Source organism: Streptococcus sanguinis (assembly GCF_003943735.1).
Lineage (GTDB): Bacteria > Bacillota > Bacilli > Lactobacillales > Streptococcaceae > Streptococcus > Streptococcus sanguinis_E.
Map to the genome: position 1 here is coordinate 1 of NZ_RJMV01000012.1, position 23,682 is coordinate 23,682.

The following is a 23,682-nucleotide window of genomic DNA, read 5'->3' on the forward strand; positions in this document are numbered from 1 at the left end:
TCGGCAGAATATTTAGAATATTTATTTGGACACCGTTTGATTTCTCGGCTAATTGATGAACGGTGAAAACCTAACTTAGTTGCAATATAGGACAGATTAAAACCTGCTTCAAGATATGCTTCTATCTTTAGCCGATCAATTATGGTAATATGTAAGTAGCCCATAGGATCTCCTTGTGTCTGTTTGTGTGGTTACTTACAGTTTACACGATTTGAGAACCTATGGGTTTTTTGTTGCACTATATTTTACAATTTATCAGATACAAAAAGACAGGAGCAGGATACGATCCAGCTCCATTTATTTTTATGATATGCTTGTCAGAACGTTTTTCAGCAAGTTACTTGCCTTCTTTTTCCTTTCTGCGCTTGGCCAAGGCGCTGTTAATCTTCTTGGTCTTAAGATTTGTATCCAAGTAAAGAAAGAGCCATACAAAGAGGTAAATCAGAATAAAATCCAGCCAAAAATGCCAGTTAGCAATTAAAAATCCCCAGTTATTATAGACCATGAAACAGCATACTAAGACTGCGACAGCGGCGAAATGCAGTAAAATCGAGACTGAAAAAGAGAATCGGTCTTCAAGAGTTTTTAACATTGAACTGATAATCCCAATCAAGCCGCTCATCACCATGACACTGAAGATATTACTTGTTGTGGGCGGATTTTTTTGAATAGAGAGAGCAAGGACAATCAGATAGACTGCACTCCCTGTCTGGATGCCCATTAATATAGCATGTAGACATTTTTTAATACTCATCACTTACCTCCTAGATTCCCAGATATTCCATCAAGAGCTTGACATAACGACGGCTGACTTCGGTTTTGATTTGATTAGTCAGCTTGGCCGTCATATTGCCAGAAAAGCTGTCAGACAAAGACTCCAGATGGTCAATATTGATGACAGCATGCCGAGAAACCTGGATAAAGTTCGAGCTACTAATCCGCTGCTGAAAGCGAGTCAAGGTCTCTGTCGTCTGGTAAATGCCTTCTCTGCTGTAAATCATCAACGTTGTCTGGTTGATGTCTGCTAGGATAATATCTTCAGTCTTCAGCATGATAAGCTTATCGTCCGACTTGATAGGCAGGACGCCACTTGGCCCTGCCTTGTACTGCTCTAAATAATCTAAGATGGCCTTGGCTTCTGCCCCTAGCTGGTCTGCCTTGACCACAACCAGCGGTTCCTGAGATGAAATGGTTGGATCTGTTTCAAATTTTGCTTGCAAGAGGAAGCTCCCTATTCACATTCTATTGTAGTTTCAGCCGGCGGATGGCAATCATATTTTGCACTATCCAAATAAGCGCTATTGCAACTAAAACTATTCCAACTATATAGAAAGTTTCTGTCCTTGTCAAGAGCTCCTGCCATTCAATGCGAATTCCCATTGTTTTTTCAAAAGCTGCTTGAGGCTGGCTGTTATTGGCAAAAGTATCTGCTAGACTTTCCTTCATGAGAACCTGTCTGAATAGAGATGTCATGTAGTTAGAAGGCGTAATCTTCATTAGATTTTGCGCCATTTTCGGCAAGGTTCCAATGGGTATATAGGTTCCCACTAGAAAACCAGAAGTCGCTCCGACTACTGTCGCTAATTTACCTAGACTATCCACTGATTTGAAACATTGAACAATCAGAGCGTTTATCAGTGTAGCTAAGAGGCTGTTCAAAAGCATCAGAAGCATCAGGTAAAGAAGACTCCCCCATTCAAAAGAAATTTTATCCGCCAGCGTAAAATAGCTGAGCATAAAGGCAAACATAATGACCTGCATTACAAAGCCGATAATAACAGAGCTGACAAGATAACTAAGATGCAAGCCCCATGGTCCCAAGTCTGTGATAAAGAGGTCGTCTGTCACCTTCCGCTCCCGGTCTTCGACCTGCCGAGAGAAAGCTGCCAATGTGGTCGTTAATCCTGTAACTGCCAACACGCCGCCAATCAGCCACAAGTCCATCAGCTGGCTGGAATGAGCTTTGTAATTATTTTTCAAAAAAACGATATAAAGCACAAAGGGAATAATCGCTCCGAAGAGGGATAAAATTACCCCACTGCGGTTGCGGAAATAAAGTAAAAAATTACGTTTTATCAAAGCGAGCATATTAGCGTACCTCTCTTCCTGTCAGTGCCATAAAGGCATCGTCCATGGTTCCGGGTTGGAATTCAAATTGTTCGATATAGGGAGCTGCCTGAGCCAATAAGGTCAGTGCTTCTTGAGTCGTTTTAGGGTGAAGGATAAATTCCCCTTCCTTGACTTGCTCCCAAGCGCAGCCTCTGGGCAAACTTTTCTCTAAACCTACTGAGTCTTGACTCAAAATCCGTAAGACATTACGGGCGTAGTTTCCCTTAATCTGGTCTGCGGAGCCTTGGGCAATGACCTGACCATGATCTACGATATAAATCTTATCTGCGTCGTCAGCTTCATTGAGATAGTGGGTTGTCAAGACAATGGTCATCTGCTCTTCTTTCTGAATTTGCTTGAGCAAACTCCAAATACTCTCCCGAGTCTGAATGTCCAGGCCTGTTGTTGGCTCATCCAGGAAGAGCAGGTCGGGACTATTGAGCAGGGCTCGCGCAATGTCCACCCGACGCTTTTGTCCGCCAGACAGTGTCCCATAAGGCTGCTTGACAAAGGCTGATAAACCTAGCTGAGACACCAAGTGCTCAATTCTACCTGCCGGCATCTCCTTGTACTGCTTGGCTCTGATGGTCAGATTTTCCAAAACTGTCAGCCGGGCATCCAACACACTGTTTTGGAAAACCGCACCCAGTCTAGGCTTTTCAGCATAGCAAATCTGCCCGGATGTCGGCCGCAAGAGACCTATCAGCATCTGAATAGTTGTCGATTTTCCTGCACCATTAGGGCCTAGAATAGCTGTAAAACTGCCTCTCTCAATCTGAATATTCAGATCATTAACTGCCACCTTATCGCCATAAACCTTGCTAAGATTTTTCGTTTCTACTAACATGATCTTTTCTCCTTTTCTTTACTTCTGAGACTATGATAGCAAGTCTTTTTTGAAAAATCTCATCTTTTTGGACAAGCGGTAAAATGAGGGAGATGAGAGGTGAAAATCCAGACATCAAAAAATCCCCGACCATTCGGTCAGGGAAGTTTATTAGCGTGCGACAATCTTGCGGTAACTGCGTGAAGTCAGTAAGAAAACTAAAATATAGGTCAGGAGGAAGACTCCGCAAGTTGCAAGTGTTGTCTGAATCAAAAGAGGAAGATTGGTCACACCCAATAGGGCAACTATCAAGCGCAACATGTGAAAGACCGCTGCTACATGTAGAAAAGCAAAGATGAGAGGTAAGAAGAAGACAGTCAAGATTTGCTTTCGAATGGTACTTCTAGTCTGCTTTTCATCTAAACCAACTTTTTGCAAGATGATAAAGCCATCGCGATCTTCATATCCTTCAGAGATTTGCTTGTAGTAAATCACGAGAACAGCTCCTAGAAGGAAGATAACGGAGAGGAAGACACCGATGAAGAGTAAGGTTCCAGTAAGTTCTTGATAGCTCTTTTCTGCGCTGTAACGGTCACTAGCCATTGCGAAGCTACCATCTTGACCCTGTTCCTGATCCAAAGTGTCCCTCAACCCCAGCTGGACTTGCTCGACAAACTTTTTACTGCCCTTAGTCTCTGAAGCAACTCCAATGTAGTAGTAATGATCCACATCGAGATTAACCTCTTTGCTATCATTGACCACCATATAGAGACCCTGCTCCATGGTCACATCGTTTGGATTAGGAATTTCCCCATGCGTGAAATTCGACGATAAAAACTGCTTAATCTTCCAGTCCTTACCATTCACTCGGAGAGGATTGTCCTTATTTAAGGAAATATTTTTTCCATAGACAAGAGTTTCATCGTCTGCCATGTCTATCTTTTCCCCAGTCATTTTTTCATAATCCTGACGATTGATGACCGTAATCGTGCCAGCAGACTTAGTCAAGATACTTGTATCCGACTCCATCTCTCTTTGCATTGGAACTGTCACATCATTACCAGCCAGTTTCGTAATGAAGGCTGATTGGTAGAGATAGGTAGTATAGCTTGGCTTCTTCAGATCTGTGTCCTGAGCGACTTGCTGGACCTTGTCTAACAGAGCCTCCTTCTGATCGGTCGATTTCGGCAAGACCACGCTGACATTGTAATCCTTTGGATGCAAGGTTGTAATATAATCCTGACCCCCAACATAGATATTGATTGTACCAACCAGAGTCACTAAGAGCATGGTAGATAGAATGGAGATAGTTGCCAATCCTGCTGCATTTTTACGCATCCGCGAGATGAGATTGGAAACAGAAATGAAATTCTGCGTTTTGTAGTAGTAGCCTTTGCGCTTTTTGAGAAATTGCAATAGTGTAATTGAACCTGCATTAAAAAGCAGATAAGTTGCTAGGATAACCATGATCACAGCTATAAAGAAATTGCCGATAGCAGCGACAGGCTTGGTAACGGTCAAAGCCATATAATAAGCCACACCCATGAGCAGGAGCCCCAGCAAGGTTTGCAGAAAAAGGAAGCGTCCTTTCTTCTCGCCTGCTTTCTTTTCTTTCATTAGATTAAGAGAGCTATAGCGTAGAAGGCGCGTAGAGTTGAGCAACAAAATCACCGCAAAAGCGACACCTAGACTGATTAGAGTCATCCCGACGTTCTGCCATTGGAAGGTCGAGTCAAGAACTGCCGGCATTCCCATCAATTTCAAAAGGACTGCGTAAAGCATCTTGTCCAAAGCCAAGCCAGACAAGACTCCCAGACCGACTGTAGTCAGATAAAAGACACAGAGTTCAAAGAAGGTCATGACTAGCAGATGCTTTTTCTCCATGCCTAGCAGACTATAGACTCCCAACTCTCGGGATCGGTTTTTCATGACGAAGCTATTAGCATAGGTAATGAGGATAAGGACGGCAATCTGAATGACATGGATACCAAACTGCAAGGTCATGCGAGCAGCTGCACCGCCATAAGAGGCCTCCATATTGGGGCTATGAGCTAGTGAGACAAAACTATACAAAATCGCTGTTGCCAGTACCGTCGCCAGAGCAAATGGATAATACAAACTGCGATTTTTAACCAGATTGGACAAAGCCAGTTTACTCGTTAGTTTGAACATAATTGCCCACCTCACTTGCCATAACTGTCAGAGTGTCAGAAATCTCTTGGAACATCTGCCGCTCGGTCTTCTCACCTCGGAAGATTTGATTATAAAGGATCCCATCCTTGATAAAGAGCACCCGCTTGGCGCGGCTAGCCGCTGCCGTCGAGTGGGTTACCATGAGAATGGTTTGACCGCGGGCATTGATGTCGTCAAAGACATCCAGCAGGGCTGCTGAAGACTTGGAATCCAAGGCTCCAGTCGGCTCATCCGCCAGCAGAATCTCAGGATCTGTGATGATAGCCCGAGCCACTGCTACCCGCTGCTTCTGCCCACCGGAAATCTCATAAGGAAACTTCTCTTGCAGCTTGTTAATCCCCAGCTCGTTGCAGGTCGTAACCAGCTTTTGCATCATCTCGGTAATGGGACGGCGAGAGAGGACTAGCGGCAGGAGAATATTATCCTTGACCGACAGGGTATCCAACAGATTGAAGTCCTGAAAGACAAAGCCTAATTTCTCCCGACGGAAGCTGGAAGCCTGGCTGTTTTTGATGGTTGCCGTGTCAGTTCCGTTGAGAAAGACGCGGCCCTCTGTTGGCTTGTCCAGCATGGCTAGGATGTTGAGCAGGGTGGATTTCCCAGAGCCTGACTCCCCCATGATGGCGACATATTCGCCTTTTTCTACCGTAAAGTGAATGTCCTTCAGTGCCTCCACTTGGCTGCCCTGAAAGCGGGTTTTATAAATCTTTTTCACGTGCTGTACGTCTAATAATGTCATCTTGCTTCCTTTCTGTTTAGCAGGCTCCTATTAAAGCCCTGCTTTTAGCAGTATTTATGAACTGTCTCCTAATTGATAAGTCTATTTTATCTCAATACCAACCGCCCTGCCATAACCTAAGCTTACATTTTAAAGTGCAATCTTACACTTTTGTAAGATGAGATGGACTTTATTTTACCCAAAAGGCAATCAAGGCAATTAGCCAAAGGTGGGCTGGATAGAAAATATAGAAGAAATATTTGCTCCACTTGCTGCTGGATCCTCGCTCACCATTATAGAAGTGCAAGAGAGGAAGAACACTGATAAAGAGCCAGTCTGAATTATAGAGCAGCATTGATAGCGTGTCCTGCAAGGTTGGATAAATTTGAATACCCATGGCAAAAAGAATTCCCGCCCAAACTACATAGGTCAAGTTTCTGAAAAAGACTTGATTTCTAAAAAGGTAGGTCAAGAGCATGAAAGGAAGCAGAGCCATGCCGCCTTCGCTAAAGAGAAGCCCAGCCAGCAAGACTAATACTCCTGCCGTCAGCCGCAAACCACGCTTCCTATCCTTAGCAGCTCCGCCATTGTCAGAAAAGCCAAAGAAAAGACTCAGCATGAGAACCCCGCAGGCCAAGGTCAGGAAGATATTGTGAGTGAGGTAGATGCCCTTTTCCTGAAAGAGGAGCGTCAGGATACAGTTTCCTGTCTGCATCAGGGCTGCCCAAAAGAAGAGCCTCATATTGTAAGCCAGACGGTTGCGAGTGTGGAGAAAACCTTCCACTGCCATGAAGGCAAATGCTACTCCGACACAGCGGGTTAGGGCATGCAAGGCACCATCCCAGCCGTCCGGCACCAGCCCCGGTATCTGACTGATATGGTCAAAAACCATAAGAAATGCCATGAAGAGCTTCAACTGAAAAGCATTTATACCTTTTGATTTCATTTTTCTGTCTCCTTCTTATTTCTTGCCTCTATGATAATAAAAAAGAAAGGCTGGTACCATAACCTAACCTTTCATTTGCTAGTTTTATTCTTACAATTTTGTCACTTTTAAAAATCATGCAGGAGCATCCGTCAAAAATAGCACAAAACCTAGTGGCTTTTATGCACACTTTCAGCTGTCTGCAACTGTCCTAGAAAGCCTTTGACTGCTTTTCTGTCTGCTTCCGTTCCAGAGCCCTCTATGTTACGAATATGGCGAAGACCATACTGCTCCACTATCTTATCCGTTGCCCCGCAAAAGGTCCGCGGATAACGCTTCTGATTGCCATTGATGACAAAGCCTTTGATTAGATGTCTGTACTTTCTGATGAAGCGCTTGGTCGTCCACGGAATCTGCCCTGCTCCGCTATTTCTGCTGACTAAAATACAGGGTTCCTCCAGCTTTTTCCAGACTGACTGGCTAGGCATTTCCAAACTTTTAGCAAACTTTTTGCCCAAACCAGTCAGACTATCATAAACCACTACTAGCAACTTTCTTCCTCCTACTCAAAGATCAATTTCTTCTCAGGAAAGGCGATGGAAACCGTCGTTCCCTGACCAACTTGAGAGTCTATAGCAATCTTGTGTCCCAGTTGGTCAGCAATTTTCTTGGACAGATAAAGACCTAAGCCTGAGGACTGCTGGGTCAAACGACCGTTGTAACCTGAGAAACCGCGCTCAAAAACCCGCAGCAAATCAGCATTTTGAATCCCCAAACCCGTGTCCTTGATGTAGAGGCTGTCCTCGTGAAAATAAATCTCTATGCTACCTTCTTTTGTGTATTTAAGACTATTAGACAGGACCTGCTCTAAAATCACTAGAAACCACTTTTTATCAGTGACAATCGTGTGGTCTAGGTCATGAAGATTGAGGCTGAGTCCTTGCTGAATGAAGAAAAGGGCGTATTTCTTGACCACTTCCCTGACCAAATCAGCCAGATTTTCCTGCTTCAGCACTAGATCGTCGTGGAAGCTTTCCAGACGGAGGTACTGAAGCACCAGATGAACGTAGGATTCGATCTTGAAGAGCTCCTGCTCCAACTGAGTCTTGGCTTCCTTATCCTTCAAGTCTCCAATCAAGAGTGAACTGGCAGCAATAGGAGTCTTGACTTGATGAACCCACAGAGTATAGTAATCCAGCAAATCATTGTATTTTTCCTGCTCAACCAAGAGCTGATTCTTCTGTTCGTACTCCAGCTCCTCCACTCTTTCCTGCAAGAGCTTTTCTAGAGGAGTCTGCGCCTGAGCAGAGGCTTGCAGCTTCTGGCTGCGATAACCCTTATAGGCCGTCCAAGCATCTGCTCCGATAAACAAGAAAGACAGAAAAGCCAGCAAGAGCGCGACATATTCCAGCAGACTGCGGTAAGCATCAAAGACAAAGGCAAAGATCAGAATAAAGCCTAGCAGCAGAATCAGTAGAGCTAGAAAAAATCGCCGTGAATAAAGATAAGACTTAAGAAAGAAAAATTTATCCTGTGTGTCCATTGATGAGACCGTATCCTATTCCTTTTTTGGTTTCGATGAAGTTTTTCAGTCCGTGCTCTTCAAGCTTCTTACGCAGGCGAGCCACATTGACCGATAGGGTATTGTCATCGATGAAAAAATCGCTGTTCCAGAGTTCCTTCATCAGGTCATCACGCGCCACGATACCATCCGAATGTTCGAAGAGAACCCGCAAAATCTGAAATTCGTTCTTGGTCAAGGTCACCACTTTCCCATCAAAGACCAGATCTGTCGACTTGAGATTGAGAATGACACCTTGGTGCTCCAGGAGACTCTGGTCGTTTCCAAACTCATAGGAACGGCGCAGCAAGCCCTGAACCTTAGCCAGAAAGACATTATTGTCAAAAGGCTTGGTCACATAGTCGTCTGCCCCCATATTGATAGCCATGACAATGTCCATGGACTGATCGCGAGAAGACAGAAACATGATAGGCACCGTTGAAATCTTGCGGATTTCCTGACACCAATGATAGCCGTTAAACAAGGGCAAGCCGATATCCATCAGCACCAGATGCGGCTCCTCTCGGACAAAGACAGTCAGCACATCCATAAAGTCCTCGACTGCCACTACCTGAAAGCCCCATTGTTCCAGCATTTTCTTAATCATCTGACGAATGACTGGATCATCTTCTACTAGTAAAATCTTGTGCATCTTTCCCTCCCGATTTCTTGCTAGTAACATTATACCAAAAAATACGATTGCTTGTTTATCATCCTCAGTCTAAGGTAGGATTTTTCTGGAAAAGAGAAATTCTATCAGAAAAATATGCTATACTAACTAGTAGAAATTGGAGATGAAACATGAGCAATATTTTTACTTACCTTGAAGAAGTCCAGCATGACAGCATTTATGATAAACCTTTCAATGAACTGGATCTGCTAATCCTGACAGAGCTAACCTATTTGCCTTTTGACAATCTGGTGCATGAGGATATATCCTCCTACTGCGACTGCCGGCTTCTAGACTTGGCCGACCAAGTGCCACGTGACCTCTCCATGATGGTCACCAAAAACCGTCTGAAACTCTTAGATTTGGCCGCAGCCTCTACCCGCTTTAAAAATCTAAAACTGATGGGCTATGTCAATGACGTTGACCAAGATATCCAGAAGCAATTCGCTGCCTTGATTTTCAAAATCAAGCCTGATACCTATGTCCTGGTCTTTCGCGGTACGGACGACTCCATTGTCGGCTGGAAGGAAGACTTCCACATGACCTATATGGATCAAATCCCTGCTCAGAAAATGGCCGCCCGCTACCTGCAGAAAGCCTTAGAAAATCTGCCTGGTAACTTTATCCTAACCGGCCATTCCAAAGGAGGAAACCTGGCTTCCTATGCAGCCAGTCAGATGGAAACATCGCTTCAAGACCGTATTGAAGCCATCTACAGCTATGACTCTCCTGGTCTCAATCACTCTGTCATCGAAAGCGATGGCTATCAGGCCATGGTTGAAAGGATGAAACGCTACCTGCCTCAGAACTCCATCGTCGGCATGATGTTGGAAACACCTAAGGAAGCTAGGATTGTCAAAAGCAGTGCCATCGGCGGCTTTGCCCAGCACGATACCTTTTCGTGGAAAATCAAGGGAGACTCTTTCCTATTGCTGGATACACTAGATGCAGAGAGCCTGCAGATTGACAAAACGTTTAAAAATTGGGTGAGCACCGTTTCAGATGAAGAACTTAAAGACTTTTTCGACCTCTTTTTCGGACTGATTTTGGATGCTGGTATCCAGTCTGTCGACGAACTGTCCAATGTTGAAAACTTTAACAAAGTCCTCGATATCCTGAAAAATGCTCAATCCCTAACAGACCAAGAACGTGACATGCTGCTGCGCTTGTCCAAGCTCCTGCTGAATATGCGTGTTCAAAGCTGGAAGGATGACATTAGCATACCTAATCTTTCTGAAATTAGCAAGGATATCCGAGAAAACCTATCACGCTGGAGCAAGCAGTTGCCTTTCGGCCAGTCTGAGACTGACAAAAAGGAAGACACTGCCGCAGAGGTTCAAGAGTAAAATCACAAATCTCTTCTATAGCTTGGCTAACGGAAGACTTGACCTATCCATACCAAAAACAAAACAAGCGCTTATCTTGACAGCTTGTTTTTTCTTTGTTAGAATGTAACAAACCTATTTACAACTAAGTAGTAATAAAAATCAGAAAGGAAACCATCATGAAATCTATCAAAGGAATTGCCCTTATTGCTGTCAGCATACTCTTGACCATCTATGCTTGGGCTTCAGCTGGGATGACCAACTTTATCGTACCCGGTCTGGCCTTAACTACCCTTTCGCTGACCTTTTTACTTGCGACTCGGAACGCCCTTTTGGAAAAATGGTTCCATGGCATCGAAAAGATGTACGCCTATCATAAGTTTACAGCTATCTTTTCCGTCGTCCTGCTCGCTCTCCACAATGTTGCCATGGGCGGCAGCCTATGGGGATCTCTTCTGGCAGCCCAGCTTGGGAATGTCGGCATCTATCTCTTTGTCAGCATTGTTCTGGTGGCCTATCTCGGCAAGCACATCAAATATGAGGCTTGGCGCTGGATTCACCGCTTTGTGTATCTGGCCTATATCTTTGGCCTCTTTCACGCTTATATGCTGATGGGGGGGCGACTCCTGACACCGACCTTGCTAGGCTTCGTAGTCGGATTCTATGCTATCATCGGTTTAGCTTCTGGCTTTTACATCATCTTGCTCTATCAAAGTTTGGCCTTTCGCCATCTGGGGAAAATTCTGCAGGTCAAGCGACTGAACCACGATACCGTGGAGTTGAAGATCCAGCTTAGTCAAAAGCTAGACTACCAGTATGGGCAGTTTGCCTTTGTCAAGATTTTCCAAGAAGGATTTGAAAAAGCGCCACATCCCTTCTCTATCTCTGGCGGTCATGACAATATCGTCTACTTTACTATCAAGAACTCTGGTGACCACACTAAGAAACTTTATGACAAGATCCAAGAGGGAACTAAGGTCACCATTGACCGAGCTTATGGCCACATGATTCTTGACCAGGGGCAAGAAAAACAAATCTGGATTGCTGGTGGGATTGGCATTACGCCCTTCATCTCCTATATCCGAGAAAATCCTAATCTGAATCGTCCAGTCAGCTTCTACTATGCTTATACCGGAGCAGAAAATGCTGTTTACCTAGACCTACTCAAGGACTATGCAGCCAGGAATCCGTTGTTTGATCTTCATTTGGTCGATAGCAAGGTCTCCGGCTATTTGGATTTCAAGAATTATCCTTTGGACGACAAAACTACGGTCTTCATGTGCGGACCTGTCAAGATGATGGATAAACTAGCCAACGAATTTAAAAAGACCAATCCTAAAGCAGATCTGGTCTATGAAGGCTTTAAATTTAAATAAAGAGTATAAAACATCAGGAGCAACGATAAGGTTGCCCCTGATGTTTTATTGTCTAGTAAGGTATGGAGCTGAACCAAGATACAGATTGGGAGGTCTGCCTGATTCGTAAAAATCTTCTCCAGAGAATAAGGACTAATTTCAATCATCAATCTTACTGTTTTTTAGGCATGTTTGAAACAAAAATATAAGACATTTTCAAAACATTTACCAGTTTATCACGTTTCTCTTTTAAGTTTTGCAGGAACGGATCCCGTACCTCTGCTGGAACTTCTAAATCATCTGAACCATACTGAGATAATTGATCACTAAGAGTCTGTTTTGATTCCTCAAAAGCTTTCAAACCTTCTTCCGCTTCTTTGTCAAAATCTGCTCTTTCAGACTCAGGGAGTTTTTCTCTAATTTCTCCACTATATTTGATGTAATTATCCGCAAGCTTATTGTAGACGGTTTTCAAGTCACCAATTGTTGTTGCGTTAGCGATTTCTTCGTCTGTAACCAAGACAAAGTCAGGCGTTTCTAAATTGGCACTTGACGAAGTACTTGAACTGCTTGAGTTACTTGCTTTACTGCTTGATTTTGAAGACTTTTTAACTGAGCTAGAAGCAGCCTTGCTTTCTGAAGATTTAGAAGTAACGGATGAATGATTATTTGAACATGCTGCTAAGGTAACTGCTGCTAAAAGAGCCACGCTGGCTGAAAAAATTTTTTTCATTTTTGTCTCCTTAAATAAAAAGTAATTTCATTATAGAATAAAACTAAAGTGCTGTCAAAAATCTAACTGTTTTTTAAAGAAATCAAAAATTCCTATTTTTCCTCCTTGAATTAATTTGAAAACTTTATAGTATTAAAAACAAGCAACTACTTTTATGATAAAAGGGTATATATTTTTATCGTTTTTCGATATATTTTTCTTGAAATACAATAAAAAATAGATTATAATAAGAATAAAAGGAAAAGAAAATCTACTGCCGGCTGATTTTCGATAGAGGTAAGCATCATGAAAAAGATTGAATTAAAAAATAACTCTTTGCTCAAAGATATTGTTACTCTATTAAACCTTATCATAGTGGGTTATGCTGCTATTCTGGTGTTTCTTACTATCCTAAGTGTGATTTCTTACACCGGTCTTTCCGACAGGTTGGGAATAAAGCTCAATGTTCAATTTCTGCCCTCAGTTGATTTTTCAAATTGGTGGAGTATTCTAGCCTTTGTTATAAATCTTCTCACAGCTTCTTTGACTATTTATCTCATATATCTTGCTCGTAATTTTATCAAAAATTTGATTGGTGGAAAGATTTTTGATTCATCGAATACCCAACTAGCCAATCGGGCATGGAAAGTCTTTCTGGCTCTGACCTTTCTTTCCGTTAAAGTTGCTGCATCAGGCAATCCCATCACCCTCCCCTTCTCTTTTAACGCCAGTGTGAGCTTTACACCTCTCTTGGGCGCTCTGATTATTTGGCTGATGATGAAAATTCTAGAAAAGGGGATTGATATAGCTGAAGAAAATGAATTTACCATCTAGGAGGCTGCTATCATGATTATCGTTAATCTTGATGTCCAGCTGGCCAAGAAAAAGATGAAACTGGGTGAACTGGCCGATATCATCGGTATCACAAACGCCAACCTTTCCATTCTCAAAACGGGCAAGGCCAAGGCTATCCGCTTTAGCACCCTCAATGCTATCTGTCAAGCCCTTGATTGCCAGCCCGGAGACATCCTAGAATTTACAGATGATGAAGAATAAAAAAAACTCCTATTCTAGCCGATTTCATTCAGCTAAGGATGGGAGTTTTTTTGCCTATTCAATCATTTGTGTTTCAGCTAATTTCTTATACCAGTGAGCGGATTTCTTTGGATAGCGTTCTTGCGTTTCGAAGTCTACGTAGAATAAGCCGTAACGTTTTTCATAACCGTTAGACCAAGAAAAGACATCCATCAGAGACCAGATAAAGTAGCCCTTGACATTAGCCCCATCCGCAATCGCATCGGATAAAACTTCCAGATGCTGCTTGACGTAATCAATCCTAGCATCGTCGTAAACCGTATTGTCCACAAATTCATCCTTATAACCCAGACCATTTTCTGTGATATAAATCTTCTTGTAGTTGGGATAATCCTTCTTAATCCGCATGATTTGGTCATAGAGACCTTGCGGATAGATAATCCAATCCCAATCAGTTTTTGGTATATGGGTTGGAGATTCTCTGCGCCCTACACCCTTAATCTGGTACTTGGAGCTTCCCTTTTCGCCTTTTCCGTTATGGATAATTTCTGTTTCACCGTCAAAGTCGCGCATCCAATCACTCATATAGTAGTTGATGCCGAGGAAGTCATTGAGGTCTTTAGCTGCTTCTAGAGCTTCAAAGTCTTCATCTTGTAGATCAAGCTGACCACCATTGACCTTAAGGATGTGATTTACTCCTGCCAGAGTTACATCTGAATAGTTCCCCAGATAAGTCGCATCTAGGATAAACTTATTATGAATAATATCTTCCAACTCTGCTGCTCTGACATCTGCTGGATTTTCTGGATTGTAAGGATATTTTGTCGGCAGTGCATGAACGACACCAATTTCACCCTTGTAGCCCTTGTCCTTATAGAGCTTAACGGCACGGGCATGGGAGACCATCATGTTGTGATGGGATTGGAAAACCTTGGCCAAGTCATACTGGATACCTGGCGGGAATTTTCCAACTAAGTACTGGCCATCACCAATAGGACCAATTTCGTTGAAAGTTGTCCAATAGCGAACTTCTGGAAATTCTTCAAAACAGAAAGCCGCATAGTCCACAAAGTGCTCAATATTTTCCCGATTGAGGAAATCGCCATTTGAATGAAGAGCCTCTGGTGTATCAAAGTGGTGGAGGGTCACAAAAGGTTCTACATGACGCTTGTGACATTCTGCGAAAAGATTATGGTAAAATTCCACACCTTTTGGATTGACCTCGCCATAGCCTGTCGGGAAAATCCGTGACCAAGCAATGGAAATTCGAATACCATTGACGCCATACTCTTCAGCCAATTTCAGATCCACAGGGTATTTGTGGTAAAAGTCGCTGGCAGGTTCTGCCGTGTACCAGTAGTTATCCTCTAGGTATTTATCCCAGGCAACAGGTCCTTTTCCATCTGTGTGGGTTGCTCCCTCAGCTTGATAGGCTGCTGTGGCACCACCGAAAATAAAATCTTTAGGTAAGCTTTTTGTCATCTTATTTTCCTTTCAATAACATTTGGAGAGTGGGACAGAAATCGGTAATTCGTTAGAATTCGATTTCGTCATCCCACCTCCGCACAGTTGAGTAGGGCTGTAAAAGCTGATGAAATCAGCGTAGTAGAGCCCACTCAACCACTGCGTCTTGCTCGACAATCCAAAGACAATTGAGAGGCTAGGACTTTTGTCCCAAACTCTATCAAGTTGCTTCATCTCACATAAACAGATTTAGTTGTTGAATTGCTCCTGAACGAAGGCTAGCGCTCCTTTGCCATCACGGGTGAGTTTGATGTATTGGCCGCCTTCAGTCTTAGCTAGCTTGATGCCTAATTTATCTGTTTCCGCCTTCATGTCTTCAAAGTTGGAGGCAACTTGAGGAGCCAGGATAACCAGGTCAAACTCAGGCAGCATTTCACGGTGAGCACCGTAGCCACCCGCTGCTGCCTTGACAGGAACATTGTATTCAGCTGCTGCTTTATTCAAAGCGTTGGCCAGCAATCCGCTAGTACCACCGCCTGCACAGAGCACCAGAACATTGGTTTCTTCGCTAATATTGTTTTGCGCTGGAGCTTCTTCATCCACTCCTGCTTTTTCAAGGATAGCGTCTGCTTTAGCAGTGTTAAAGTTAGCTGCTACTTTTTCTTTAAGAGCATCATTAGCTTTGCCAGAACGTTCTTCTTCTAGGATTTGTTCGTCATAAACCTTGACAAATGGATAATAAATAATCACATCCACTACGACAAGAAGGGCTGCAAGAACAAAGGACAGAAGCTGGAAGTTCGTACCCAGCACAATTCCCAGAGGTCCAGGTGTCACCCAAGGAAGGTTGGCTGAGAAGGAGTTCATGTTCAAAGTATCAACAAAGAATTTAAAAATCCATACGTTTGCGATAGGTGCAAAGATAAATGGAATAAAGAAAATCGGATTCAGTACGATTGGAGCACCAAAGAGAATAGGCTCATTGACACCAAAGAAAGTTGGGACAACAGATGCCCGTCCAATTGCACGGTTACGCTCGGACTTACAGATCCACATGAAGAGGAATGGAACAATCAAGGTCGCACCAGTACCACCCATGGTAACGATGAACATTTGCGTACCAGAAGTGATGACCTTATCCGCATGCTGACCAGCTTGTACCAGAGCCAAGTTGGCATCGATATTGGCATAAGTAATGGCAGCAATGGCAGGCTCAACGATAGACGGACCATGAATTCCCACGAACCAGAAGAAAGCGTAAGCACCAAAAATAAGAGTGATTCCCAGATAGCCATCTGCTGCTGAGAAGAGCGGAGCAAGAAGCGTTCCGATGGATTCTGCAACGGTTACTCCCAGACTTGCTTTAACAAGCAGTTCCAAACCGTAGAGCAGAACGACTGAGACAGTAAATGGAATCAAGTCTTTAAACACTTGAGAAATATTTGGTGGAACTTCTTCTGGCATACGAATGGTGACATTATTTTTCACACAAACCTTGTAGACATTAACCGTTACAAAGGCTGCGATGAAAGCCGTCAAAAGACCTTTGGTTCCCATGAAGGCAGTTAGGAAGCCACCTTCTTTGGCAGGCTCAGCTGCCATGAGGAGGAAGCCAACCATAGAAGCCAGCATAGTAGACAAGAAGTTAATCTGGTTTGTCGCAGGCAGGTCGCGGTTGACAGAGTCTGTCAGAGCCTTGGCAGTAGTCCCACCCACAAAGAAAGCCAGAATCCCCATCGAATAGCTATAAGGAGTCATTAGGAAAGTTTCAATGTCCTTAGACCAGTGGAAGCCCCAAGCATTTGGCACATAGGCAATCAAGATAAAGATAGATGAGAAGAGGATGACTGGCATACCAGCAATAAAACCGTCCCGAATAGCACGGAGATAGATATTCCGAGAAATCTTCTCAAAGAAAGGCTTCCCTTTCTCAATAAGTCCGATGAGTTTGTTCATTATTTTACTCCTCTTTTGTACAGTTCAATCAAATGGTGCATCATGTCTTTTAGCAAGATGGTAGTCATTAGGTGATCTTGGCCGTGCATCATGGTCACACTGTAAGCCAAGTCCTCACCAGCAGCTTCTTTTGTCAAGAGACTGGTCTGAGCGTGGTGTGCTTCAGCGATGCAACCATTGGCTTCTTCTACCAAGGCATCTGCCTTAGCAAAATCCCCAGCTTCTGCGGCTTTCAAAGCTTCTAAGAGCTTGGAGCGAGCGTCACCAGCGTAGGCCACAATTTCAAAACCGAGCAATGTTATTTCTTCTCTATTCATGAGAGTTCCTCCTTGTATTCTTATGTAAAATGTTATTATTATTTTCTACTATAAAAGGCGTTGAATATGCAGCACCAGGTAGACCCGTTCGCTGCGGTAAAGATCAATTCCCGTCTTCTGGGCAATGATGTGGTAAATATCACTTCCGACCTGATAGGCTTGAGGGTAGGTCATCTGGATCTGACTTTCCATTTCCAGCAGGGAAACATTGTCATCACGGCTTCTGTCCAGATAGTCCAAAAAGTAGTTCAGGTGAATCATAAAACGGTCATAAAAGTTGCTGTTTTCTGCACTTCTTTTAATGCCATTTTTCTTCAGCTCTGCCTCAACTGCAGCCAGAATATCTTTTCGCCTGCCCAAATGGCTTTGTCCCTCAGGATTGGTCTCCCCTTCGGCATTGATAAAGTGATAGGCAATGCGATTGACCTCGTCGCCAGGGAAATTATCCAACAACCGCTCGCGGTATATGGCTACCGCTTCCTGGGCAATCTGATAAGGGACAGGGTATTTGTCCGAAGCATCTGGCAGGCCACTCTCCTTGTACCGCCCCTGCTGCACAGCCTGATAAGAACAGTAGATGTGATCCGTCAGCGTGACATAGATATACTCCTGGACAGGGTAATCATACTTCTTAGAAAGGGTGTCAATCACATCATAGGTCACTGTGATAAAGTCCAGTGGAACATCTTTGAGCAAGGCCACAAAGTTTTCTTTAGACTCTTCCGTTCTTAGGCGAAAGATTTTCTCAATCTTACTTTCCAGAACGATGTCACCCTTCTTTTTATTAAAAGCTATGCCACTGCCAATCAGAACAACCTCTTCACCATTTTCATGTTTGGCTAGAGCAACATTGTTGTTCATAGGATGTATGATTCGATACATATCTCCTCCTCTTCATTTTCTAGGGTTCTGGCAAAACAAAAAGACCACAAACAAACCGAGGCTATATCTTCCCTCAATTTATTTGCGGTCACGCCTAATCCAACTTAGTAACGCTCACCCTATTCAATTTCTGATTTCATTATAGCATATCAGTCTCGGAATGTAAACCCTTACTTTATTTATTTTTTAACAAATTTTAGGCTCTTTCTTTCCAAGAGGTAGCTGTTTTTTGAAGAACCTTGTTGAGCTCATCAATATTTTCAAATCCTGTTGTACGAAGCCACTTGCGAGCTGCTTCTTCACCTTGCTCAATGTAGTCTTTGACACTGCCAGCCCAAGTCGCACGTCCGCAAAGAACACCGTTGAAGTTAGCACCTGACTCATGAGCAAACACAAGTGTTTCTTGGAAAAGTTTCGCAGATACACCCGCACTCAAGTAGATGTATGGCAAGTTCGTTGCCTCATCTTGTTCCTTGAAGAAGGCAGCTGCTTCAGCTTTTGTATGCACCACTTCACCATCGCCAAAGCCTTCAACGTATTTAACATTGACTGGAACTTCCACTTTCAAGACATCAATGTTGAAACGTGGATCTGAGAAGACCTTCATGGCACCGATAACCTTGTGAGGTTTAATTTTAGCGTACTCAGCGCTGGAAGCATCCGCAATCTTTTCATCGTAAGCCAAGATTTCAAGGAAGAAAGGAATATCTTCTGCCACACACTCTGAACCCACACGCTCGATATAAGCCTGCTTTTGCTGGTTGAGTTCTTCAGAGCTGTCTACATCATAGTAAAGAAGGAATTTCACCGCATCCGCACCTTGTTCTTTGATGCGTTTTGCTGACCAAACATCCAGACAGTCTGGCAGGCGCTTGGTACTAGAAGTATCATAGCCTGTCTTTTCATAGGCCAATAGCAAGCCAGCGTTCTTGTCCAAAGCCTTAGTAGCAGGCAGTCCATACTCAGGGTCCAGCAGCATAGATGAAGCGTAAGGAGTCAGCTCTTCTGCAACCAAAACTTTCAGTTCTTCCATTTGAGCTACTGTTGGTTCTGCTTCCTGGTGTTGAGCCATAAGGCGTTTCAAAGCACCGCGTTGGTCAAATGCCAAGGCAGAAATGATGCCATTCTCATCAGAAAGTTTTTCCATGTACTTGCGTTTTTGTTCTGTTAATACCATTCTTTATACCTCTTTTACTGTAATTTGATTATATAAATTATCATAATTGTAGACATTGACATGTCCAGTCATTTTTTCTTGGGCATTGAGCATGCCCAGAACATTTGCTTTTTTGAGCAGAGAGACATCATCTTCTTGATGACTCAAGGCTGAGGAGATCCCTGCAACAGTTGAGTCTCCAGAGCCAACTGGATTGACCACTTGGATTTTAGGAATATCTACTTTATAGAAAGTATCCCAGTGCTTAGCAAAAGCTCCATCTGCACCGAGTGATACGATGATCCACTCGATTCCATCAAAGAGCGGTTCTGAAAGGACAGCTTTTAACTCATCCAAATCTTTGGAAACTTCGCGACCCAATAACTGAGAAAGTTCCTCGTTATTTGGTTTGATGGCAGTTGGTTTGACATCTGATTTGAGTACAGCTTCCAGAGCTGCTCCGGAGCAATCCAGCACCACCTTATTGCCAGCTTGATTAGCCATTTCAATCAGCTGAATATAGTAGTCTTTCGGTAGGCCCGCTGGCAGACTGCCCGAGATACTGACAACATCTGCCTCAGCCATCAAAGACCGGAAGTGTTCTTGAAAATCCCTCGCCTCATCTGCTGTAATAGTCGGACCGGCTTCCAGGATTTCTGTTTGCTTACCTTCGTGTAAGATAGCAATACAGTTTCTCGTATCTCCCGAAATGTTATAAAAGCATTGTCTAACATTAGGATGAAGGTTTTGTAATAAGAACTCTCCATTAGTCCCACCAATCAGGCCCGTCGCAGCAACATTGTCTCCAATTTCTGCCAAGACCCTGGTTACGTTGAGACCCTTTCCGCCTGCTGTTTTACTGACTTCTGCAACACGATTAACAGTATCTATTTTCAATTCTCCTAAGGGATAGGAAATATCGATAGAAGGATTCATGGTCACTGTAAGAATCATCTGGCTACCTCACTAGTCGTGGTACTCTCCACGATCCCATTTTTCAAGAAATTCTGTAAAGAAGTTGGCATCTGTTTGATGAGCATTGTGAGTCTCAACGTGCTCAATTTTTGCGATCAATTTTTTATTTTCTTCAGTCGGCTTGTACTCCGCATGGATGAAAGCTTCAATGATATCACACATGAGGAGCTCACCAGTAATTTTTCCACCAAAACCAATAACATTTGCGTTGAGTTCTTCCTTAGCATAGAGAGCTGAAGTCATGTCACGTACCAAAGCTGAACGAACACCAGGAACTTTATTTACAGCGTTGTTGATACCGACACCTGTACCACAGATACAAACACCAAGATCAGCTTGTCCACTAACGACTGCCTCCCCTACTTTTTTACCAAAGATTGGGTAGTGAGTACGTGTATGGTCATAAGTTCCAAAATCAAGAACTTCATAGCCTTTTGATTTTAGAAAATCTGAGACTGCCATTTTTTCATTGGTAACGATATGGTCACATCCAATTGCAATTTTCATTTGATTTCTCCTTTTCTTAGCACATCTTGTTGAGCATGTCGACCCGGATTTGGTGACGGCCGCCGTCGTATTTACCATTGACAAAGCCTTTGGCAATGTTCTTAGCCAGACCTTCACCAACGATTTCAGCTCCCATCGTAATCATGCGAGAGTTGTTATGGCCGCGAGTCATGTAGGCAGAGCGTTCATCTGAGACTTCCGCCGCTACCATGCCCTTGATTTTGGTCGCTACCATGAATGGACCAGCCCCATAAGCGTCAATGACAATACCAAGATTTTCCTCTTGTTTATTCACCTCAGCCGCAACTGCAAGGGTCACATCAACAAAATCTTGACCTTCTTTCGTCACATCGACCACTTCAAAGTTTTCTCCGACGAGAAAATCCTTGACCACATCTTTCAGCTTACTTCCAGCAGTATCTGCTCCAATAATAATTGCCATGAGCATTCTCCTTTGTTTGATTTTTTGCACAGAATATTGTTTATAAAAAACACTTTCTGTTTCCTATAAGCATACTATACTCCTTTAAAAGTTATTTGTCAACAGATTTTTGTTTATTTTAATCAAAATATTTTTAAAGATGATTAAAATAAACAAAAAAAGCCCTAAAAAGAGCTTTTTGATAATTTTTTCATCCATTTAAAATAAACTAGGAAATAATCTTGGTATAAACTTCCAGTTCTTCCTGAGCATTTTCAGACATCTGGTCCGTGATAACAGCTGTAATCTCCGACAAAGGACAGATAGAGGTAAAATCTTCCTTGCCAATCTTAGAAGAATCAATCAGTAGATATGTCTCTGTCGAGCGCTCCAAAGCTAGCTTCTGGGTGTAGGCTTCTTCAAAAGAAGAAGTCATAATCTGACCATTTTTGATACCATTGCCGCTGAAAAACATCTTGGTAAAATACATCTTGTCCATGATGGCATTGGTCATCTCGCCGACAAAGGCTTGAGTCGCTTCCCGCATCTCCCCACCCAAGAGAAAGACTTTGAAGGTATCCGACTTCTTCTTCAGAAGATCATGAAAAATCGGAAGGCAGTTGGTAATCACGCGCAGATGATGATTACTGATTTCCTCAGCCAGCACTTCCACAGAAGTCCCTGGTCCAAGAAAAATAGTATCGCCATCTTCAATCAGCTCCACAGCCTTCTTGGCAACAGTCCGCTTTGCCTCGATATTCTGATAAAGCTTCTCTTCATGAGGGATTTCTCTATACTTGAGGTGCTGATTACTTTTAGCCCCACCGTGAACACGAGTCAGCAGCCCTTTACTTTCCAACTCAATCAAGTCCCGTCGAACCGTCATGTCGGAGACCTTCATACTCTCTACAATCTCAGCAACCGTCACTGTCCCAGCTCGATCAACCAGTTTTACTACTTCATCCTGTCTCTGATTTTTACCCATACTATTCCCTCTCTACACTCTAGTTTTGTTTATTATAACTCATTTTTCTGTTTTTTTCCATATTTTTTGTTTGTTTTAAACAAAATTGAGGGTTTGCGACATAATATAAGACATTAGAAAAACCTCAAGATGATTATCTTGAGGCTTATTTCTATTCTGAATAATCACTATGTAGATTACTAAGGCTGATTTTGGAAAGAAAGTTTATATTGCCTAAGCAGCCAATTAAAATTGAAAGCAAGTGAGAAGACTTGATTAAATTTTACTTATCCTTGTCATTCATCTTTAATATCCAATTAAACATTCCAATCATTTTTGGAAAGGTAAATGAATAGAACAGAGCCTTTCCAACAGACATTTCCTTAGGTTTATTCAAATCTTTAGATATTTTGTTCATACCTTTAGCCCATACTTGGAAACCAAAGACTTTCATAATAAATTTTAACAATTGAATTATTCCTCATCTTCAATTACTTCAGCTTCTTTACGGATTGATTTAACATCTTTTTCATATTGTTCTTCATTATAATCAATCATTTTAGAAAGTTCTTTTTGCAAGTTTTCCCCCATTGGTTTCATAGTAGCAAAAGTGATACCTCCTGAAATAACCCCTGAAACAACTGGAAGAACTTTGGAAACTCCTTTAGCAAATGTTCCCTTTGTAAGACTGATACCGAAAACCTTTAATACTTTTTTCAAAATTGGATAATACAAGGTTTTTGTTAAAGCTTTTTGTGGAATTGACTTGAGTGCCTGTTTTCCAATCGCCACGCCTCCAGCTCTCAGTAACGCACCTGTTCCAGAGACACCTAACATAACACCCAGATACAATAGCAACGTATTTTGGGCTTCTTCTGTTAATTTATCCTTTTCAGACCACAGATATTGGAAGCCGTAGATATAACCTAGTTCTTGAGCTAATTTTAAAGCCATGGCATAATATTGAGCAACATCTGCTGGTATGGTCACAGCCATAGCAATTCCTCCTGGTAAACCAGCAAGAACAGAAGCTCCACTTGATAATAGGACATTATCCATAATACAAGCCTTTGCAGCTTTGTCCAATTTATCCTTGGAAACAATATTTACAGGACCATCAGCTAATAATTTCCCTACTTCATCTTGACTTAAACCTTTGCCAAATTTATCCATTAAAAATTGATTTCTATCAACTTTAACTACTGGAAGCTTGGATACTTGCTCTAAGACTTGCATGGCCACTTCTTCTGGCTTCGCATCAAATTTACCCTTAGCTCCATTAACCACCTTATCAATCTCTTTACTAGCGCTCCCTGCAACATCTCCGACAGCTTTAGTAGTAGCATTAAAACCATTTCCTACTGCTTTAACAGTCCCATTGGCTAAGTCACCAGCTCCTTTAACAACATCATCCCAAAAAGCCATAAATAATTCTCCTAAAATAATTTAATAGATAAAAGTAAATCTACAAGCCAATTATCCTACAACTTGTCAACTTTGTCAATGTACTGACAGTTATTTAAATGTTTTTGACTAATAATTCTTTTCTCAATCACACACCATACCTTTTTAATTTCCAAATACAAAAATCCCCCAGCAGCCTCCTGCTGG

Annotated in this window: 27 protein-coding genes; 4 read left to right on the forward strand and 23 right to left on the reverse strand. The window is 42.7% G+C overall.

Annotation, left to right across the window (positions count from 1 at the left end):
• From D8877_RS10220 to D8877_RS10270, 11 genes are all read right to left on the reverse strand, one after another.
• Positions 1–164: helix-turn-helix domain-containing protein (locus D8877_RS10220; protein WP_142999428.1), on the reverse strand; the 164-nt coding region annotated here is incomplete at its 3' end.
• Between the two features lie 173 nt (positions 165–337).
• Positions 338–754, reverse strand: a complete 417-nt coding sequence (locus D8877_RS10225; RefSeq protein WP_125353243.1) for a DUF3021 domain-containing protein — start codon at positions 752–754, stop codon at positions 338–340.
• A gap of 10 nt (positions 755–764) precedes the next feature.
• The gene (locus tag D8877_RS10230; protein ID WP_125353245.1) at positions 765–1,220 is read right to left on the reverse strand and encodes a LytTR family DNA-binding domain-containing protein; all 456 of its coding nucleotides are present in this window, start codon (positions 1,218–1,220) and stop codon (positions 765–767) included.
• Positions 1,221–1,242: 22 nt separating this feature from the next.
• Positions 1,243–2,088, reverse strand: a complete 846-nt coding sequence (locus D8877_RS10235; protein ID WP_125353247.1) for an ABC transporter permease — start codon at positions 2,086–2,088, stop codon at positions 1,243–1,245.
• 1 nt (position 2,089) lies between these two features.
• Entirely contained in the window at positions 2,090–2,956 is an 867-nt protein-coding gene (locus D8877_RS10240) for an ABC transporter ATP-binding protein (RefSeq protein ID WP_125353249.1), read from the reverse strand.
• Positions 2,957–3,106: 150 nt separating this feature from the next.
• Complete coding sequence (locus D8877_RS10245) at positions 3,107–5,107, reverse strand: ABC transporter permease (RefSeq protein WP_125353251.1); 2,001 nt, start codon at positions 5,105–5,107, stop codon at positions 3,107–3,109.
• The gene (locus tag D8877_RS10250) at positions 5,088–5,867 is read right to left on the reverse strand and encodes an ABC transporter ATP-binding protein (RefSeq protein ID WP_125353254.1); all 780 of its coding nucleotides are present in this window, start codon (positions 5,865–5,867) and stop codon (positions 5,088–5,090) included. The genes D8877_RS10245 and D8877_RS10250 overlap by 20 nt, the downstream gene beginning before the upstream one ends.
• A gap of 169 nt (positions 5,868–6,036) precedes the next feature.
• Positions 6,037–6,792, reverse strand: coding sequence for a TraX family protein (locus D8877_RS10255; RefSeq protein ID WP_125353257.1), 756 nt, complete (start codon positions 6,790–6,792; stop codon positions 6,037–6,039).
• A 149-nt stretch (positions 6,793–6,941) separates the two neighbouring features.
• Positions 6,942–7,322 carry a class Ib ribonucleoside-diphosphate reductase assembly flavoprotein NrdI gene (locus D8877_RS10260; RefSeq protein ID WP_002923680.1) on the reverse strand — a complete coding sequence of 127 codons (381 nt, stop codon included), beginning with the start codon at positions 7,320–7,322 and terminating at the stop codon, positions 6,942–6,944.
• Positions 7,323–7,333: 11 nt separating this feature from the next.
• The gene (locus D8877_RS10265) at positions 7,334–8,314 is read right to left on the reverse strand and encodes a sensor histidine kinase (RefSeq protein ID WP_125353259.1); all 981 of its coding nucleotides are present in this window, start codon (positions 8,312–8,314) and stop codon (positions 7,334–7,336) included.
• Entirely contained in the window at positions 8,298–8,984 is a 687-nt protein-coding gene (locus D8877_RS10270) for a response regulator transcription factor (RefSeq protein WP_009659088.1), read from the reverse strand. The genes D8877_RS10265 and D8877_RS10270 overlap by 17 nt, the downstream gene beginning before the upstream one ends.
• Before the next feature lie 149 nt (positions 8,985–9,133).
• Here D8877_RS10270 and D8877_RS10275 point away from each other — a divergent pair, with 149 nt between their 5' ends.
• Positions 9,134–10,348, forward strand: coding sequence for a DUF2974 domain-containing protein (locus D8877_RS10275; protein WP_125353261.1), 1,215 nt, complete (start codon positions 9,134–9,136; stop codon positions 10,346–10,348).
• Between the two features lie 158 nt (positions 10,349–10,506).
• On the forward strand, positions 10,507–11,703 hold the full coding sequence (locus tag D8877_RS10280; RefSeq protein WP_004185900.1) for a ferredoxin reductase family protein: 1,197 nt from the start codon (positions 10,507–10,509) through the stop codon (positions 11,701–11,703).
• Positions 11,704–11,854: 151 nt separating this feature from the next.
• Here D8877_RS10280 and D8877_RS10285 read toward each other — a convergent pair whose 3' ends face one another.
• Positions 11,855–12,415 carry a hypothetical protein gene (locus tag D8877_RS10285; RefSeq protein ID WP_004185898.1) on the reverse strand — a complete coding sequence of 187 codons (561 nt, stop codon included), beginning with the start codon at positions 12,413–12,415 and terminating at the stop codon, positions 11,855–11,857.
• 285 nt (positions 12,416–12,700) lie between these two features.
• Here D8877_RS10285 and D8877_RS10290 point away from each other — a divergent pair, with 285 nt between their 5' ends.
• Entirely contained in the window at positions 12,701–13,228 is a 528-nt protein-coding gene (locus tag D8877_RS10290) for a DUF2975 domain-containing protein (RefSeq protein WP_125353263.1), read from the forward strand.
• A gap of 12 nt (positions 13,229–13,240) precedes the next feature.
• Entirely contained in the window at positions 13,241–13,450 is a 210-nt protein-coding gene (locus tag D8877_RS10295) for a helix-turn-helix domain-containing protein (protein WP_002894739.1), read from the forward strand.
• Between the two features lie 54 nt (positions 13,451–13,504).
• Here the strand turns inward: D8877_RS10295 and lacG are convergent, their stop codons facing one another.
• The 11 genes from lacG to D8877_RS10360 all read right to left on the reverse strand — a co-directional run bounded on the left by lacG (position 13,505) and on the right by D8877_RS10360 (position 23,307).
• Positions 13,505–14,911: a 6-phospho-beta-galactosidase gene (gene lacG / locus D8877_RS10300; RefSeq protein WP_125353265.1), complete on the reverse strand. Its 1,407-nt coding sequence runs from the start codon at positions 14,909–14,911 to the stop codon at positions 13,505–13,507.
• 231 nt (positions 14,912–15,142) lie between these two features.
• Positions 15,143–16,849: a lactose-specific PTS transporter subunit EIIC gene (locus tag D8877_RS10310; RefSeq protein WP_002914631.1), complete on the reverse strand. Its 1,707-nt coding sequence runs from the start codon at positions 16,847–16,849 to the stop codon at positions 15,143–15,145.
• Positions 16,849–17,166 (reverse strand): PTS lactose/cellobiose transporter subunit IIA, encoded by a 318-nt coding sequence (locus D8877_RS10315; protein WP_002909182.1) that lies wholly within the window; start codon positions 17,164–17,166, stop codon positions 16,849–16,851. The genes D8877_RS10310 and D8877_RS10315 overlap by 1 nt, the downstream gene beginning before the upstream one ends.
• Before the next feature lie 48 nt (positions 17,167–17,214).
• Positions 17,215–18,048 carry a PRD domain-containing protein gene (locus tag D8877_RS10320; RefSeq protein ID WP_002913073.1) on the reverse strand — a complete coding sequence of 278 codons (834 nt, stop codon included), beginning with the start codon at positions 18,046–18,048 and terminating at the stop codon, positions 17,215–17,217.
• 196 nt (positions 18,049–18,244) lie between these two features.
• Entirely contained in the window at positions 18,245–19,225 is a 981-nt protein-coding gene (lacD, locus tag D8877_RS10325; RefSeq protein ID WP_002909179.1) for a tagatose-bisphosphate aldolase, read from the reverse strand.
• Between the two features lie 3 nt (positions 19,226–19,228).
• A complete protein-coding gene (locus tag D8877_RS10330; RefSeq protein ID WP_125353268.1) occupies positions 19,229–20,158 on the reverse strand; it encodes a tagatose-6-phosphate kinase in 930 nt (309 codons plus the stop codon).
• A 12-nt stretch (positions 20,159–20,170) separates the two neighbouring features.
• Positions 20,171–20,686, reverse strand: a complete 516-nt coding sequence (gene lacB, locus D8877_RS10335) for a galactose-6-phosphate isomerase subunit LacB (RefSeq protein WP_002894723.1) — start codon at positions 20,684–20,686, stop codon at positions 20,171–20,173.
• Between the two features lie 16 nt (positions 20,687–20,702).
• Complete coding sequence (lacA, locus tag D8877_RS10340; RefSeq protein ID WP_032908103.1) at positions 20,703–21,128, reverse strand: galactose-6-phosphate isomerase subunit LacA; 426 nt, start codon at positions 21,126–21,128, stop codon at positions 20,703–20,705.
• Positions 21,129–21,336: 208 nt separating this feature from the next.
• Positions 21,337–22,092 (reverse strand): DeoR/GlpR family DNA-binding transcription regulator, encoded by a 756-nt coding sequence (locus D8877_RS10350; RefSeq protein WP_125353270.1) that lies wholly within the window; start codon positions 22,090–22,092, stop codon positions 21,337–21,339.
• A gap of 262 nt (positions 22,093–22,354) precedes the next feature.
• Positions 22,355–22,540 carry a hypothetical protein gene (locus D8877_RS10355; RefSeq protein WP_125353272.1) on the reverse strand — a complete coding sequence of 62 codons (186 nt, stop codon included), beginning with the start codon at positions 22,538–22,540 and terminating at the stop codon, positions 22,355–22,357.
• A 5-nt stretch (positions 22,541–22,545) separates the two neighbouring features.
• Positions 22,546–23,307 (reverse strand): hypothetical protein, encoded by a 762-nt coding sequence (locus D8877_RS10360; RefSeq protein ID WP_185760217.1) that lies wholly within the window; start codon positions 23,305–23,307, stop codon positions 22,546–22,548.
• Positions 23,308–23,682 lie beyond the last annotated feature (375 nt).

Bases quoted from the DNA above. Each gene is read 5' to 3' on its own strand.
- lacA (WP_032908103.1), bottom strand. From the start codon at position 21,128: ATGGCAATTATTATTGGAGCAGATACTGCTGGAAGTAAGCTGAAAGAT.
- lacB (WP_002894723.1), bottom strand. From the start codon at position 20,686: ATGAAAATTGCAATTGGATGTGACCATATCGTTACCAATGAAAAAATG.
- D8877_RS10245 (WP_125353251.1), bottom strand. From the start codon at position 5,107: ATGTTCAAACTAACGAGTAAACTGGCTTTGTCCAATCTGGTTAAAAAT.
- D8877_RS10315 (WP_002909182.1), bottom strand. From the start codon at position 17,166: ATGAATAGAGAAGAAATAACATTGCTCGGTTTTGAAATTGTGGCCTAC.
- D8877_RS10255 (WP_125353257.1), bottom strand. From the start codon at position 6,792: ATGAAATCAAAAGGTATAAATGCTTTTCAGTTGAAGCTCTTCATGGCA.
- D8877_RS10285 (WP_004185898.1), bottom strand. From the start codon at position 12,415: ATGAAAAAAATTTTTTCAGCCAGCGTGGCTCTTTTAGCAGCAGTTACC.
- D8877_RS10270 (WP_009659088.1), bottom strand. From the start codon at position 8,984: ATGCACAAGATTTTACTAGTAGAAGATGATCCAGTCATTCGTCAGATG.
- D8877_RS10225 (WP_125353243.1), bottom strand. From the start codon at position 754: ATGAGTATTAAAAAATGTCTACATGCTATATTAATGGGCATCCAGACA.
- D8877_RS10240 (WP_125353249.1), bottom strand. From the start codon at position 2,956: ATGTTAGTAGAAACGAAAAATCTTAGCAAGGTTTATGGCGATAAGGTG.
- D8877_RS10310 (WP_002914631.1), bottom strand. From the start codon at position 16,849: ATGAACAAACTCATCGGACTTATTGAGAAAGGGAAGCCTTTCTTTGAG.
- D8877_RS10290 (WP_125353263.1), top strand. From the start codon at position 12,701: ATGAAAAAGATTGAATTAAAAAATAACTCTTTGCTCAAAGATATTGTT.
- D8877_RS10235 (WP_125353247.1), bottom strand. From the start codon at position 2,088: ATGCTCGCTTTGATAAAACGTAATTTTTTACTTTATTTCCGCAACCGC.
- D8877_RS10350 (WP_125353270.1), bottom strand. From the start codon at position 22,092: ATGGGTAAAAATCAGAGACAGGATGAAGTAGTAAAACTGGTTGATCGA.
- D8877_RS10250 (WP_125353254.1), bottom strand. From the start codon at position 5,867: ATGACATTATTAGACGTACAGCACGTGAAAAAGATTTATAAAACCCGC.
- D8877_RS10275 (WP_125353261.1), top strand. From the start codon at position 9,134: ATGAGCAATATTTTTACTTACCTTGAAGAAGTCCAGCATGACAGCATT.
- D8877_RS10265 (WP_125353259.1), bottom strand. From the start codon at position 8,314: ATGGACACACAGGATAAATTTTTCTTTCTTAAGTCTTATCTTTATTCA.
- lacD (WP_002909179.1), bottom strand. From the start codon at position 19,225: ATGGTATTAACAGAACAAAAACGCAAGTACATGGAAAAACTTTCTGAT.
- D8877_RS10320 (WP_002913073.1), bottom strand. From the start codon at position 18,048: ATGTATCGAATCATACATCCTATGAACAACAATGTTGCTCTAGCCAAA.
- lacG (WP_125353265.1), bottom strand. From the start codon at position 14,911: ATGACAAAAAGCTTACCTAAAGATTTTATTTTCGGTGGTGCCACAGCA.
- D8877_RS10295 (WP_002894739.1), top strand. From the start codon at position 13,241: ATGATTATCGTTAATCTTGATGTCCAGCTGGCCAAGAAAAAGATGAAA.
- D8877_RS10330 (WP_125353268.1), bottom strand. From the start codon at position 20,158: ATGATTCTTACAGTGACCATGAATCCTTCTATCGATATTTCCTATCCC.
- D8877_RS10360 (WP_185760217.1), bottom strand. From the start codon at position 23,307: ATGCAAGTCTTAGAGCAAGTATCCAAGCTTCCAGTAGTTAAAGTTGAT.
- D8877_RS10280 (WP_004185900.1), top strand. From the start codon at position 10,507: ATGAAATCTATCAAAGGAATTGCCCTTATTGCTGTCAGCATACTCTTG.